This window comes from Paenibacillus lutimineralis (assembly GCF_003991425.1).
Lineage (GTDB): Bacteria > Bacillota > Bacilli > Paenibacillales > Paenibacillaceae > Fontibacillus > Fontibacillus lutimineralis.
The window spans coordinates 3,095,817-3,109,215 of sequence record NZ_CP034346.1 but is presented as its reverse complement, the minus strand read 5'-3'; the positions used below and the strand labels follow the sequence as shown (position 1 = coordinate 3,109,215).

Below are 13,399 nucleotides of genomic sequence, written 5' to 3'. Positions count from 1 at the left end.
CAGTTATTAGCCTCCTTATACTTGTGGTCCCAAAAGGAACCATATTACGTTTTTAGCGTCCTTGGGAGCAGTAACCCGACCAACGAGACGATTGTCTTCGTCAGTCTCAGTTAATTGACCAGCAGTAGCATCCCAATAAATTGATGTTCCGACAGCAAACGATTGAGTCTTATCGATTTGATCAGTCTCAAATTCAGCTTGTTCGATATTGAGAATGACTTCATCAGTTTGACCTTCTTCCGTCTTAACAGACTGCATTGCCGCGCCGAAAAAGCCTTCGATAAGATAAAATTGTTGTGCGACAATAGTCATCTTTTCAGGAATTGTAACGCGAACGGATTTACCATCAGAAATCTTGGCACGATTAAGTTGATGCACAGTACTTGGCACTGGTTGACCTTTGTAAGACATATGAATCCCTCCTCGAATTGATAAATTAGAACGATGCTCGTTTAACTCGTAGGTTTTTCGGAGCGCCTGTCTTGCTGCCTCCGCCCCCACCTGTACCAGCAGGCTTGTCCGTGTGAATGACATCTACCATCCCTTTAACAACTGGATCAGCCAAGAATGTATCCATTTCACCCGCGATTTGCTCCTTAGTTGCATCAGCAGCAATGCCTTTTGCATGGTAAGCCCACAGCTTGCCAAGAGTTGTTTCAGGATTCTGTAATTCCTTCCGGACTGACTCCGATGTCACCTTGCCTTCCATCATCTCACCAACAATCTTATCCCGTCCTGCGCCGGCCTCTTTGTCGGCAGCATCTTTCAAGGACTTAAACAAGGCCTCGACATCCATTTCGCCGCTGACACCAAGGATTTCAGTAGCCTTTGTGCTGATCTCCAGCGCCCGTTGAACCTCCTTGGCAAACTCCGGAGTCAACTCTGCAATGACTTGATCATTGGTAAGCCCCATCTCGCCAGCAAGCATACCAACTGTAATCGTCTTATTCTCATAACGTTTCTTAATTTCCGCAATCACTTGAGCCCATTCCACTTGCTCATCATCTCCCTTCATTTCTCCGGGTCCTGCCCCGTTTAAATCCCACATCTCACCGCTTGCAGCAACAATCCGTGTCGGCATCCCCATCCGGTCAAGCGGCGTCCAATCAATACTAAGAGGATCGTAGCCGACGACCTGCGTCTCGCCAGAAACATTTTTAAGAGCTGGCCGCCCGAAGATACTAACTTGCTTGATTCGTCCAGATCGAATAAACCGTTTGAGGTCTGGTTCTCTCTGGTCCACAATCCCACGGAAATAGGCTGCTTTTTCGGTCATCTTAGCGCCGATCCAATGGGTGGCCGGATCAATAAACTGATTGGATACGTCCTCCGGTTTCTGGTGCCCCTTGAAGCCGGCAAGCGTCCTCGTATTAACGGCATTAACGATGTCTTGCAATGACTTGTGAGTATAATTCCAACCCCGCTTCGACTTACCGACAGGAACCTCTACAACCACTTCCAGAGGATCACTGTCGCCCTGTTTGATCAAATCAACATCAACCCCAGGAGCGACGGGAATATCATTCACACTCATTTCTCCCGAAATGCCAGCAAACAAACGAAAAAGGCTACTTTCCTCCGCTGCCATCTCCCCGTAAATTTGTGAGCTCCACATTTTCACGTTCACCCCCTCTCCGGTAAAACCGACAAAAGAAAAGGCGCCATAATTAGGCGCCTACTCTTCATCATTATTATTTGTATCTTTGCCGCCATCCAGCAGTTGCAGCTTTTCCCTGGTCTGTTCCTTGCGCATCTCTCGGAGTTCTTCTTCAGTCGGCATTAACGGGATCTCAATTTCGATACCACCATCCATGGCCATACCTCCTAAAATAGCAATCTACGAATATATCATATATCACCATTAGCAGGAAATCTATGCCACTTCGGAATATACGTTCGTGTACCAATCTTCCAAATCCGGATGTGACTGCGGGTTCTTGGTCCATTCGTTCAAGCGCTTCATGAAGTCGTCTGTATCCTCATGAACGGAAATAAGAACACATAAACAGTTCGGATGCGCCGGCATTGGTGGCTCTTGACCAGGCGGCCAGACTCCCTTACCAAGCCCATGGTCGGCGTTGGCCAGATCGTCACATATATCTGGAACCGGATGTGAGCCGGAAAGAACCCATTTCATGCCCTTGTAACTCGGGCTGACGCTAGCTGCAGCAATCGTGCCTTCCCCAAATGCCGCAGCTGTCTCTGTCCGGACAAGGCGTAACGCTTCATAACTGATGTCCTGTGGTACCCTGTTACCGATCCGATCCATCATTTCAGGATAATCGACTGCTAAAGTCTTCTTGCCACGGCGCACGTACTTTTCAAGCTGCCGGGCCGTTTCGACTGGGTCCTCACCTGTAGCGACGCCGTCCTGTATGATCTCCGTCATAGCCTTTCGGTATTTTTCATCTTTATCCCATATCCGATCAGATAAGTGCAGTCCGCGCTCGGTTCGCGCCCAGCAGGCTTCAACCGCTTGATTGTTAGCTCGGAAGAATGCTCGTTTAACCGGCTTCTTGGCAAGTTTGGTCTTGCTGATATGCGACAGTGTTACTTCCATACTGTAAGTAGATCCAGCGTCGACCGCTTTGACGATATCACCTGTTAAGAGGTCAGTCAGAGCTTCACCTACACCATTCTCGCGCAATGACTCGCTTACAGCAGTCAAATACCTTATGTTCATCTGGCTGCCGGCGCCAAGTCGTTTCAACCGCCGGATCTCCTTGGCCACCTTGTCAGCTGCTCGGATGTATATACTTCGTACTGCCTGATCTTGGCGAAGTCGGAGATCGACGTACTTCTTGCGACCAGCGAGTGCAAACTTGGCATAAGGGCCTGCAATCAGTTTCAGCTGCTCGAGGATCTGCTGCGCAGATGGCAATTCTGCCATAGCTTACACCTCCAGTTCCTGCTTTTCTTCGTCCAGCCCTTCACCATCCTCTAAACGAGCGAGGAACAAGGAAGTTTGAACAATCCGCGATTTCTCACCCGGGACATCTTCATCATCCGTTTCGAAATCTTGCATAGTGTCGATCCAGGCTTTCAAGAAATCTACAGCTGCTTCTAAGCTGATGAAGCGACCAGCAAGCGCCTTGTCCAGTGCTTCGACGATCGTCTTGATCTCTGTGGCTACGTCCTTACTATCCCGTGGATCGATTGTTTCCCAGATCAGCTCCGTCTCATAGGTGGAAAAGGAGCTGTTCTCTGCCTGCGAGATCATGGCCAGGACCATCCGGCACATGAGTTGCCAACTATCCGTAAATGCCATGCGCTTCCGCTCGATCTTCTGAATAAATACCGGCATCTGCTCTTTGGTAGAAGCAAGCGACGAAGGCATATGAACGCCGAATACAAACTCAGGCGTTTCCGAAGCCGAGGCAATACAATAGAACACGAATTTAAGCAACGCCGTAGCATCACCTGTTGCTGACTTGGCCTCAATGAATGCTGCATCCTCTTCTGACTCCAGCAAGATTAACTCATGTCCATTCAGATTAATTGTTCCGCCATCCTTTGCAAACTTGGCCGGATCATTAACACCAAAATTATTACGAAGAAACGCTGCGACATCTTTAAGCTTCAGTTTCAAGCGCGGTGTGCTGTGCATTTTAGAACCTTGAACAGCATGAAGAAACACATCGTGGTAAATCTTAAAGAACGGTTCAACGGATTCGAGATCCGATTTACCATAGGCCATTGTTTCATCCGCTTCATTTTTAAAATGGACGATTGGAATGAAGCCCCATGGATTAGTAATCTCCCCCGCTACCAAATTTGGCGGCTGATCACCTTCTATTTCAATTATCCGGCGATCCTTGTTGATCCGCTGTTTAATAACAGCCCGTCGCTTTGCCCCAGAATCATCGGTCCAAGTACTAGTCGATTCGAGGATATACTCGATCGGTTCGCCAGTGATCGGGTCCAGGTTAATCCCTTTGACTTGCTCCGGTGGAATGATGTTATAGACGATCCGCTTGCGCTCTTCTGGATAGAGAGGGTTGTTGTTGTCCTCTCGAGTCAACCAGACGAAACAGTCAGCTTCTCGGATCGCGTTCAGATGTGTTCGCTGCATCCGACTACGATTTTGCTTAAAGAACTCCTGCAGGCGCTCTTGGGCATCAGCATCTGAACTCTTAACGTCCGGTAAACCCATGAATCCGACTGTTGAATTGATAATCTTTTTCGCAAAGCCAGCTCCAAGCTTATAGTCTTCAGCTGTGTTGTCATATAGCTTCCGGGCAAACTCATAGTTAACACGAGTTGTATTAAGCGTATATGTCCCGCCAATCGTGCCGCCGGTCAGGCTCCATCCAAGGCCGTTCATCATGTTTACAATTCCTCCGCGTAGCCTGGACATCTCGCCGCTGATCTTGCCCCATATTTTAGCCATATATTCTCCCTCCTCTCAGTAATCCAGCCGCAGCCGGATCAATAATCCTTCCGGTTTTTGCGAATGCCAAAACAAGCGCGTCCGCCCGGTCAGGTGATCGGAGGCCCCGCTTTTTCATTTCTTTCTTTGATTCAAGTTTTATTCTGCCTTTGCTAGTCACGGTGTATTTCCGTGTCGAGAGTTGGCCAATCAGATCCTCGTCGTTCGGAATTTGTATGTCCCCGGCCTGAAGCAAATCCCGAACGGTCGCCCAGGCTTCTGTCCCCCAATTGTCATAATGTTCATGATCGTCAGCTTTACCGCCGTTGTGACAGTCAACCACATCGATGTATAAGTCCTCTTCCCGGACAACTTCTCTAAGTCGATCCGTCACCCCACCCCCAACACCGTCATCATCAATCTTAATTGTGCAGCGCGGACGTCCGTATTTCGCCATGAGTTCCTTTGCCAAGTTAATTGCCCAACCGGTTGTCTCCATGGTGTCCTTCTTGGAATAAGACCGAATGAACGGAACAAGATTACCTATACGAGGAACAATTACCGTTACGTCATCACCGAATCGAGCGACGTCAACGCCAATTTCAATCTCGGCGGTATCTGGAATCGGTTGACTCCATTCCCCCGTGTCCTCGTCCAAAATCTTGACGTAAACTTCCCGGACTACAGCAGCTTCAGCCAACTCTAGCGGAATGAATGTGTCCGGCTCTGATCGTGGAAACTCTCCGTCAACCCGCACTCGTACAACGTCACTGTCCTTGCCATACTGTTTTTCAAGGCGCTCTATGTTCTTCCGATTGGTTCGCTTGCTGTCACGAGAAGAAACTTTATGAGTTCTGTAATCTCCTCTATTTTGATGATGTGACCGATAAAAATACCCGCTCGTTCGAGTCGGGTTTCCGCACATCAACAATTTATTTTCTGGACCTGATAATGTACCGTCGATTGCTTCCATGATCGGATCAGCAACACCGGAAGCTTCATCCACGATAAAAAGCATATAGTCCTCGTGAAAGCCCTGCATGTTTTCCGGCTTGGTAGCAGTTCTCGCCGTTGCAAACCAGCGTTCCTCATGGCCAATCATGTAAATCTTAGTTTTTGTCCATTTGAGCAGATTCTTCACCATTGACCCTTCAAGCCACTTGGCCACTTCCGCCCAAAGTACATCATGCAGCTGCTGTCGGGTCGGTGCAGTACAAACTACCTTCGGGTTAGGCCGACAACAAAGGAACCAGATGACAACCCAAGCTTCAAGTGAGGTTTTGCCGACACCCTGGCCAGACCGCACACTTACTAAAGGATGATAAGCAATATCATGAAGAACAGCAGCTTGCCATTCGTCTGGATCCGCCCGAAGAATATCCTCAACAAAAGCATTCGGGTCATCCCAATAGAGATCGATAAGGGCTACCAGGTCTGCCACAACATTATAAGGCTTAGCCATTAGCTTTCACCTTCGCTCTGCGGCGTTCCGCGATCTCCTTGAGAGCATCTGTCCAGCTGGCCGTTGCTCCCTCAGCTCCCTGTAGTTTCTGCAGCTCGATCTGCAGGATAGCCGTGCGAACCTGTTTCTCCTCATCGATAGCAATGAGCTTGTTCATCAATTCTATCGCCTTGATCTTCTGCCCTTGTACCCGAGTCAACGCTTCTTCGAGCTTTAAAATGTCGTCGAGCGGACGAAATTCTGTTTCCTCTATCTCAGATTCTACCATCTCGGTACGAGTGATCGGTATCGTCTTAGTAACGCCAGTCTTTTCGTCATGAACGGTCATGACATCCTTAACCGCCTTGAGTTCATTGAGGACACGCCGTTGTTTCTCTGTCAACCCGTTTATGAGTTTACCAATCCGCTGCAGCATACGACGTTCCCGAATCGTTAGCAATTTGATAGCTTCGTCAGCCTGCTGGATCGGATCGGTATCAACCTGGTCAACCAGCTCCTGCTCGTCCTCTTCAAGGGCATCCATCCAGATAGTTTCATATTCGCCGGTAGTTACCGCTTTTTTATTGCCTTTCGGCCCGCCGGGCCCACCATTATTCCCGAGAGCATTCTGATTGCCAGGAGGCGCACCACCGCGATTACCAACTGCGTTCTTGTTCCCCTTAGGAGCGCCGCGACGTGGAGCGTTCCCTTTCGATTCAGATGGAGCGCTCCCTTTCAGTTCTGCTTCCCAATTGTCTAAGGACTTCCATTTTCGGATCTTGCTATCACCAAATGAAAGAGCGGCGGCGATGTCCTTTAACCTCATCGTCCCGCCGCTCTCTATCCACATTTGCTTAGCCTTGTCCCGATCTGGACTGCGTTCTCTGGCCATTACATATATCACCACCTCCGGATTTATTTAATAGAGGAATTGTTTAGTGAAAAGTAGAATTACTTCATTAAATACTCAAACTTGAAAGGTGATTTTAATGCAAACGGATTATTTTCCTCCTGCTTTACACAAGACATCCTTTCATTGCCCTAACTGTGGAGTGCTCGCACATCAAAGATGGGGCAATGTAATGCACAACGTGCTTGGTCATGCCGATATGTTAAAGGGTTTTAATATATCCTACTGTACTCATTGTAGGGAGTATGCCATTTGGCAAGGGCATAGAATGGTGGTACCAGATGTACAAACAGCTCCAACTCCTCATGCTGACATGCCCGAAACCCTACTTGATGATTTTCAAGAAGCCAGAAGTATTGTCGACCTCTCTCCAAGAGGGGCAGCTGCCTTACTAAGACTTTGTCTTCAAAAACTCATGGTTGAACTAGGTGAACCAGGAAAAGATATCAACAAGGATATAGGTTCACTAGTAAGCAAAGGGCTACCAGAAGCAGTACAAAAAGCCCTAGATATTGTACGCGTTATTGGAAACGAATCTGTACATCCTGGCGAACTCGATTTAAGAGATGATCAAGAAACAGCATTACAACTCTTCGAACTTATAAACTTCATAATAGAAGAAAGAATTTCTCGTAATAAAAGAATAAGTGAACTGTTTGCTAAATTACCCGAAGGTAAAAGACAAGGTATCGAGGCAAGAGATAAGACGAGCTAATCAAAGCTCGTCTTTTTGCAGTTCAATATCTATTTCAATCAGTTTTTTCAGATCGTCTACCGTTTTAATCTCGATACGGCCGTCCTGAAAGTCCTTGACCCATTTCGCAATGCCAGCTTTAACGATCTTCCGGTATTGTGCTTTGCTTTCCAAAATTCCTTCCATCACTGCGAGCTCATGCTGCAGCAGGATGTCATTGTCTTCAGGTGTTCTCATTGCTGTTCCCCTCGGCTTTCCGTTATGATGGAATGCGAGATAGCGGATGTCTGCAAAATGCCGCGCGCGGCGGGCCGCTATCTCAGCCGGGGGATACCCTGGATGAATGGGAGGACGTTCGCGCGTCCTCCTTTTTATTTTGGGTCAAGCCATTGAAGATGGATCTGCTCCGCAATCCGATGCATCATGATCGGCGGGACGCTCATTCCACATACATACTGGACATCAGCATCCATGAAATCATAGTCAGACGGAAAAGTCTGAATGTGAATTGCATCGGTATCACTGATATGTTCCGGCACATCATCACGTAGGAATACCGACGAACTGGCCAGCGTATTTGCGACCTTTTGGTCCTTAAGAAGAATAGTGTTGAAGTTGCTCACCTTTCCCTCTTCGCGTTCGGTTACGTCTCCCATGTTTAGATCAGGCGGGCGCTTCCTATGCCAACGTTGGAAGGTCCTGCTCTCCGGATTGATCGGTTTTCCACGTCCCTGACGAACCTCTCCATAAAGTATTGGCGGCTCATTGAATTCAAGCTTCAAACGCGGGAACTTCAGATCATTACGGGATGCAGCAAAGAATAGGCGCTCCCGCTTTTGGGGAACGCCCATCGTCGCACTATTGAGTAGAAATAGCTGCGGCCTGTAGCCGATCTCTCGGAGCCTGTACAAAACAAGACTGACAAAACCTCGTGCTTTGCCTATCAACATACCTTTGACATTCTCAGCCACGATCACCCGCGGCTGAAGCTTCTCGGCCACTTCTAAAAATTCAAAGAACAGATCGTCCAATTGCTGAACAGCCTGTCCCTCCCGGAAGGCATATTCCCCTCCCCATTTATCTTCACGTGCGCCGGCAGTTGAAAATACGCTACATGGCGGCGATCCATCCAAGATATCCAGATTAAATAACTCAGGCGGAAGATCCGCATCAGGAATGCTCTTGAACTCTTGTATGGGCATCAGGAACGGGTGAGACGGGTTGTGGTTCTTCCGGTAGATCTTCATCATCTGTGGATCTATTTCAACGTTTCCAAGGACCCTGTATCCAGCCAACTTGTAACCCATAGTAGAGCCGCCGCCGCACGAGAAACAGGAGAACACAGTCTTGCCATGATGCGGAATGCCAGCGAGATCAGACAGGCGCCAATCCCATGCCGGGAGAGTCATAACGTATCCTCCTTGTCAAATACAAACCCACAGCGCGGGCATTTGCAATCGAACTGTGATTCGTCGAACTCGGATACGTCCAGTTCCTTGTTGCTGAAATCGCCCAATTGATCCTCTGGCGGCTCAGTAAAGTCGGCTAGCAGTCTGTCGATCTCCGTATCATCAAACCCGGTAAGCCCCAGCTCAGCCCCCGCTGTCTGCAATTCATCCAGCAAAGCGGCCAACGCTTCTTCGTCCCAGTCGCCCGAAACCTTATTAAGAGCTAGATTAAGCAGCCGTTCCTGCTGATCGTCCAGGTTGACGACGGAAACGACTAACTCTGTGTGGCCAAGTTCATTCACCATGATCTTATACCGCTGATGCCCACCGACCATGTTGCCGGTTCGTTCATTCCAGACGATTGGCTCGACGTAACCGAATGATAGAATTGATTGTTTAAGCTTCTCGTACTCCGGATCGCCAGGCTGCAGATTGACACGAGGGTTATAAGCAGCTGCGTTAATCTGTTCGATCGGTATGATTCTGATGTCCACTATGGACGCCTCCTTTGTGTTGAGTTGGTTTTCGTATACGTAGATGCAAAAGAGGGCCGTACAGCTAAGCTGTGGCCCTCTCCAGACGTTTACAGATGTTGTTGTTGTAATCGGACACCAAGAACATATTAACTTGAAGTCGGATTGTATTCGTTATGTGAGCAGAAGAAAAAACATCAGTTAATTGCTGTTAATCATCATAATTTTGAAGGACATATTTCCCTAGAATACCTAATACGCCAGTCATTAAGACTAATGTCGAAATAATAAGTGGAACAGAATAGTTAATGATATCTATTTCCAATACATAGTAATACCCAACTAAGTTTAAGTAGAACGCACAAGACAACATAAGATAGACAGGAGCTTTACTTTGGACCCACTGTTTTCTTTGTGCATTTAGATATGGGGCATTTTTCTGCTTTTCCCAGTAAAACATATAAAGAATAAGGCACAGAATATAAACGGTAAATAGCACTAAAACTATTCCCGCACTAATTATCTGAATAATTGAAAAAAGTGACTTCCAATCTTCATACCCTAATTTTTTCGAGAAAAAAGCTAGGGTTTCTAAAAAATCACTATTCATTTCAGGCATATTCTTCCTGACATAAGCTAGCACCAGTAAGATAAAAGAACTGAAAATTAGAACCTTTGAGATACTTAGGTCTTTTAGTTCTTTCAAATTCGCAATAAAGTCAAACATATCAACTTCCCTCCTGTTTTCAAAATTCGACATCAGGAAGGATTTCCCTTCTTCACACACTGCTGCTTACTGCAAAACTGCTTCGTTCCGGTCCATGAACCCCATATACAACCTCTACACTTCCTCGGCTGCTTCGGTTCCGATCGTGGCTGCTGCAGCTTATTACGTTTCCCGGCCATGTATTCGCTCACCCCGATTTCTTGATGCCTCCGATCGACCGTATGTGACCTTGATTAACCATCGAAGGATTTTCATACAATCACGCTCCTGTGAAAATAAAAAAAGCCACTCCACGGAAGGAACGACTTCGAATTATATATGTAGTTCATTCAATGCAAAGAGATCCGCTGGATCATTGCGTCCTGAACGGCCGCCGCAAAAACGCTTCGCTCTTTGCTATAAAAGCATCTGTACTTAGTAACTAGATACTTATGACAAGACCATTTTAATGAGCTTTAGAAAATGAAGTCAAAATGTGTTTTGCTCGGGCTGCTGGACATAATCCATATCTTCTTTTGTTTGCTCTCATTTCCTCACTATTTCACTAACTAACCTAACTCTTCTTTATATACCGGCATTTCGGAAAACTGCTGCATCCGTAAAATTGGCCCTTTGAACTGTTCCGAAGCACAAGTTTGTTCCCACATCTCGGGCAAGTCAATTCGTCCACTGGTGTCGTGGCCATGACGGCTTTTGGTGCCGGCGCGGTCCCTGGGTTCATAGAAAGAATCATTTCAACCAATGCTTCACGATTAATCAGTCGAACCCGGTTTGACTTGGCCAAGTCATATGCTGCTGTGGTGAAATCGCTATTTGTGACGACCCAGGCCTCCGAAGCTCCATAATGAGCAATGGCCGCCTGTGCCTCCTGTACCGCTTTAATCCCGACGTTTTTACTATATCGTTTCGCCTGGACAACGGTCTTCTTGCCATTCTTCTGGATGAGCAGATCCGCGCCGTAGTCCCCCGTGGCTTTTGTCACTTCAGCCTTATACCCTTGAGCCCGGAATAAATGGCCTAGGTACTGCTCGAACTGCACACCCTCCATTTTATCGATGTCCGCGATTCCGGATCGTTTTAGACGCTCTGTTCTCTTGATACCAATCATAGTCAATATAGCGATGAATACAGCCACGGCCAGTACTGTAACAATAATGGTCACCTGAAACGACTTAGTTAGACCAAATGTCCCAAATATTGAAGCAAATAACACCAACCCTAAAAGCCCCTGAATAAACTCTTCTTGCTGCTTTGCCTTGCTCTTTCTTCTTGCCATCTCAAAAATCCCCCATCGAATACTGTTATACATTACATCTTTCGACAATTGGGACTATATTCCTGCATTGGAATAGAAAAGGCGAGAGAGTTACGCCCCGGTTCAATGCCGCATTCATGCAGCCGTGCGTGTCATCCCGCCTTTTTCTATGCTCCTAATGTATCATGGAAAATCCGTCATGTGGTGCTCAACTTAGGTTCAAGTTACGTTCATGTTGTGTTCATTTTAGGGCCAAAAATCCGTAATTTTTTTGTACTATTCAGCAGCCTTTTCCGCTTCACGACGTTTGTACTCAGCATCATCAATATCGAACTGTTTTTCAAACTCCACCATTTGCAACCAAAGAGCATGTTCATCAGCAGAAAATCCACCGTTATATTTAAGTCGGTCTTCCATATCAGCCTTCAGCATTAACATTTGATAAGGGGTCATTTTAAGACAATAGTTTCTCACCGTCTTCTCTCCTTCCTGTGCAATATGGGTCTACTACACATCAAAACTCCGCATCATCCTGCTCAAAGAATCCCATCAGTTTAAGTGAGTTGGCCATGCTTTTCGCGCCATCATCAATCTTCCGTCGAATAGTACTGTCACTCAGACTACGGCGAAAAAACAGCAGTGTTTCCTTGTACGAATATCCTTGAATGTACCTGTAATCAATTGCCTTCTTCTCGTCCTCGTCCTGGATGAGCGCCCAGGATCTCCGCAGTTGCGTGGTATAAAACTTGTATCGCTGATATACCCAGCGCTGCTTTTCAATCATAATCGTTGCATTTGCTGTCTTATCCGCATGCAGGTCTTCCTGGTCGATGCGACGTGCCACTTCTCCATCAATGGCCACCTGTCTCAATTCCTGTTCATATCCTTCAAAGTCCTTCATCAAAGAAATCATACTTGTATATTTACCGAGCAGGAATTTAGTGCGCTGGATCTCCTGCTCTGATGCCTTCGGAAAAAGTTCCCCCTGTTCCCATGCCATCGCCATTCCCCTCATTCCCCTTTATGCTATAATGTCAAGAGGAATGGTTTACCAACAGACCCCCGCGCCCGGCCAGGTTATGGGGGTCTTTGCTTTTCTATTCATTTGTAGCCTGAACCTTCATATTCATAGAAAATAGAACCTTTTTCATGCCCACATTTTGTACAGATAATATAAACCCTTTCCCCTTGGATATGATGAAACTTAGAGTTTTTCGTAAACGGCTTATAATCATGTTTGCAAAATAGGCGTTTAAACCAATGCTTCATGGATACCACCATCCCAATTCCATAATCCTTGTTGCCCTTTTGCTGGGATAGGTTCCGGCAGCATCCGGACATTATCCAGTTCCCAGGCATAGCGACCTTCATCGTACCACCCGAAGGCTTTCTCATTGTTGTAAATCCACTCTACCCTTGCATCAGTCGAATGAATAACATGTATACCATTGTCAGCTGTATTAAAAATAGTATGACTATCCAGCAACTCAGCCTTTGCCACTACTGCACCGGTCGGAAGATTGTCTGCTGTATATCCATGCCTAGCGAGTGCTGCCTTGATATCAGGCACCTCACATGCCGCCTTATCAATCTTCTTCCCGGCATGAATGGCGATCGCTCCACGGTGCTTAGTAGGCCAGCTCCGTGTTTCAAACTTCTTTTCCCTAAGTGCAATCAACGTCGCCCAAGGCTGGTGAATCGTAATTGCCTTCATTGTGCCTTGCCTCCAATCAGCTCCAAAGCTTTGTTCGCTATGCTCTTCATCGTGATTGCCGAGCTACCGATGATATTCATGCCAGCAATACGTACCAGGGCTTCCCGTAGCCGTGCTATCTCCGCATCCTTCTCTGCCATGGATTCATACCCAACGATCTGCAGCTCACGAGGACGGCTTCCCTTTTTGATATATCCCTTACGTACCAGAACTTCCAGCAATTGAAACGCCGTCGAAGCAGACTGATATTGCATATGATCGGCGATCTCTCGGACCGTCGGCGGATAACCGTTTTTAGAAACAAATGATTTTATGAATTGCAACGCCTCGGTTTGGCGCCGAGTTAGTGGTTTATTATGATTGTTCAT

17 protein-coding genes are annotated in these 13,399 nt (G+C 47.0%); 1 reads left to right on the top strand and 16 read right to left on the bottom strand.

All coding sequences use genetic code 11. The features are described 5' to 3' along the window. Positions 1–15: 15 nt before the first annotated feature. From EI981_RS13385 to terS, 7 genes are read right to left on the bottom strand one after another with little or no spacing between them, the layout of a single operon-like run. A complete protein-coding gene (locus EI981_RS13385; RefSeq protein ID WP_126998898.1) occupies positions 16–411 on the bottom strand; it encodes a DUF2190 family protein in 396 nt (131 codons plus the stop codon). A gap of 25 nt (positions 412–436) precedes the next feature. Next, on the bottom strand, positions 437–1,615 hold the full coding sequence (locus tag EI981_RS13380; RefSeq protein WP_126998896.1) for a hypothetical protein: 1,179 nt from the start codon (positions 1,613–1,615) through the stop codon (positions 437–439). 60 nt (positions 1,616–1,675) lie between these two features. Then, positions 1,676–1,813, bottom strand: coding sequence for a hypothetical protein (locus tag EI981_RS29020; protein ID WP_162616163.1), 138 nt, complete (start codon positions 1,811–1,813; stop codon positions 1,676–1,678). 60 nt (positions 1,814–1,873) lie between these two features. After that, on the bottom strand, positions 1,874–2,890 hold the full coding sequence (locus tag EI981_RS13375; protein ID WP_126998894.1) for a hypothetical protein: 1,017 nt from the start codon (positions 2,888–2,890) through the stop codon (positions 1,874–1,876). Between the two features lie 3 nt (positions 2,891–2,893). Then, on the bottom strand, positions 2,894–4,390 hold the full coding sequence (locus EI981_RS13370; RefSeq protein WP_126998892.1) for a phage portal protein: 1,497 nt from the start codon (positions 4,388–4,390) through the stop codon (positions 2,894–2,896). Continuing rightward, entirely contained in the window at positions 4,383–5,831 is a 1,449-nt protein-coding gene (locus EI981_RS13365) for a phage terminase large subunit (RefSeq protein ID WP_126998890.1), read from the bottom strand. The genes EI981_RS13370 and EI981_RS13365 overlap by 8 nt, the downstream gene beginning before the upstream one ends. Continuing rightward, a complete protein-coding gene (gene terS / locus EI981_RS13360) occupies positions 5,824–6,702 on the bottom strand; it encodes a phage terminase small subunit (protein ID WP_126998888.1) in 879 nt (292 codons plus the stop codon). Before terS ends, EI981_RS13365 begins: the two co-directional genes overlap by 8 nt. Before the next feature lie 190 nt (positions 6,703–6,892). Here terS and EI981_RS13355 point away from each other — a divergent pair, with 190 nt between their 5' ends. Beyond that, complete coding sequence (locus tag EI981_RS13355; RefSeq protein ID WP_227011836.1) at positions 6,893–7,435, top strand: DUF4145 domain-containing protein; 543 nt, start codon at positions 6,893–6,895, stop codon at positions 7,433–7,435. On the opposite strand, the gene EI981_RS13350 is transcribed toward EI981_RS13355, so the two are convergent. The 9 genes from EI981_RS13350 to EI981_RS13305 all read right to left on the bottom strand — a co-directional run bounded on the left by EI981_RS13350 (position 7,436) and on the right by EI981_RS13305 (position 13,399). Next, a complete protein-coding gene (locus tag EI981_RS13350) occupies positions 7,436–7,651 on the bottom strand; it encodes a hypothetical protein (RefSeq protein WP_126998884.1) in 216 nt (71 codons plus the stop codon). A gap of 134 nt (positions 7,652–7,785) precedes the next feature. Next, on the bottom strand, positions 7,786–8,823 hold the full coding sequence (locus EI981_RS13345) for a DNA cytosine methyltransferase (RefSeq protein ID WP_126998882.1): 1,038 nt from the start codon (positions 8,821–8,823) through the stop codon (positions 7,786–7,788). Continuing rightward, positions 8,820–9,356 carry a ParB N-terminal domain-containing protein gene (locus tag EI981_RS13340; protein ID WP_126998880.1) on the bottom strand — a complete coding sequence of 179 codons (537 nt, stop codon included), beginning with the start codon at positions 9,354–9,356 and terminating at the stop codon, positions 8,820–8,822. Before EI981_RS13340 ends, EI981_RS13345 begins: the two co-directional genes overlap by 4 nt. Before the next feature lie 190 nt (positions 9,357–9,546). Next, a complete protein-coding gene (locus EI981_RS13335; protein ID WP_126998878.1) occupies positions 9,547–10,062 on the bottom strand; it encodes a hypothetical protein in 516 nt (171 codons plus the stop codon). A 553-nt stretch (positions 10,063–10,615) separates the two neighbouring features. Continuing rightward, on the bottom strand, positions 10,616–11,338 hold the full coding sequence (locus EI981_RS13330) for a restriction endonuclease (protein ID WP_126998876.1): 723 nt from the start codon (positions 11,336–11,338) through the stop codon (positions 10,616–10,618). Positions 11,339–11,593: 255 nt separating this feature from the next. Further along, positions 11,594–11,791 (bottom strand): hypothetical protein, encoded by a 198-nt coding sequence (locus EI981_RS13325; protein ID WP_126998874.1) that lies wholly within the window; start codon positions 11,789–11,791, stop codon positions 11,594–11,596. 40 nt (positions 11,792–11,831) lie between these two features. Beyond that, positions 11,832–12,323 (bottom strand): hypothetical protein, encoded by a 492-nt coding sequence (locus EI981_RS13320; protein WP_126998872.1) that lies wholly within the window; start codon positions 12,321–12,323, stop codon positions 11,832–11,834. A 246-nt stretch (positions 12,324–12,569) separates the two neighbouring features. Next, a complete protein-coding gene (locus EI981_RS13310; RefSeq protein WP_126998867.1) occupies positions 12,570–13,031 on the bottom strand; it encodes an ASCH domain-containing protein in 462 nt (153 codons plus the stop codon). Further along, positions 13,028–13,399, bottom strand: a complete 372-nt coding sequence (locus EI981_RS13305) for a LexA family protein (protein ID WP_126998865.1) — start codon at positions 13,397–13,399, stop codon at positions 13,028–13,030. The genes EI981_RS13310 and EI981_RS13305 overlap by 4 nt, the downstream gene beginning before the upstream one ends.

Bases quoted from the DNA above. Each gene is read 5' to 3' on its own strand.
- EI981_RS13310 (WP_126998867.1), bottom strand. From the start codon at position 13,031: ATGAAGGCAATTACGATTCACCAGCCTTGGGCGACGTTGATTGCACTT.
- EI981_RS13345 (WP_126998882.1), bottom strand. From the start codon at position 8,823: ATGACTCTCCCGGCATGGGATTGGCGCCTGTCTGATCTCGCTGGCATT.
- EI981_RS13355 (WP_227011836.1), top strand. From the start codon at position 6,893: ATGCACAACGTGCTTGGTCATGCCGATATGTTAAAGGGTTTTAATATA.
- EI981_RS13370 (WP_126998892.1), bottom strand. From the start codon at position 4,390: ATGGCTAAAATATGGGGCAAGATCAGCGGCGAGATGTCCAGGCTACGC.
- EI981_RS13380 (WP_126998896.1), bottom strand. From the start codon at position 1,615: ATGTGGAGCTCACAAATTTACGGGGAGATGGCAGCGGAGGAAAGTAGC.
- EI981_RS13375 (WP_126998894.1), bottom strand. From the start codon at position 2,890: ATGGCAGAATTGCCATCTGCGCAGCAGATCCTCGAGCAGCTGAAACTG.
- EI981_RS29020 (WP_162616163.1), bottom strand. From the start codon at position 1,813: ATGGATGGTGGTATCGAAATTGAGATCCCGTTAATGCCGACTGAAGAA.
- EI981_RS13365 (WP_126998890.1), bottom strand. From the start codon at position 5,831: ATGGCTAAGCCTTATAATGTTGTGGCAGACCTGGTAGCCCTTATCGAT.
- EI981_RS13305 (WP_126998865.1), bottom strand. From the start codon at position 13,399: ATGAACAATCATAATAAACCACTAACTCGGCGCCAAACCGAGGCGTTG.
- terS (WP_126998888.1), bottom strand. From the start codon at position 6,702: ATGGCCAGAGAACGCAGTCCAGATCGGGACAAGGCTAAGCAAATGTGG.
- EI981_RS13350 (WP_126998884.1), bottom strand. From the start codon at position 7,651: ATGAGAACACCTGAAGACAATGACATCCTGCTGCAGCATGAGCTCGCA.
- EI981_RS13320 (WP_126998872.1), bottom strand. From the start codon at position 12,323: ATGGCGATGGCATGGGAACAGGGGGAACTTTTTCCGAAGGCATCAGAG.
- EI981_RS13335 (WP_126998878.1), bottom strand. From the start codon at position 10,062: ATGTTTGACTTTATTGCGAATTTGAAAGAACTAAAAGACCTAAGTATC.
- EI981_RS13385 (WP_126998898.1), bottom strand. From the start codon at position 411: ATGTCTTACAAAGGTCAACCAGTGCCAAGTACTGTGCATCAACTTAAT.
- EI981_RS13330 (WP_126998876.1), bottom strand. From the start codon at position 11,338: ATGGCAAGAAGAAAGAGCAAGGCAAAGCAGCAAGAAGAGTTTATTCAG.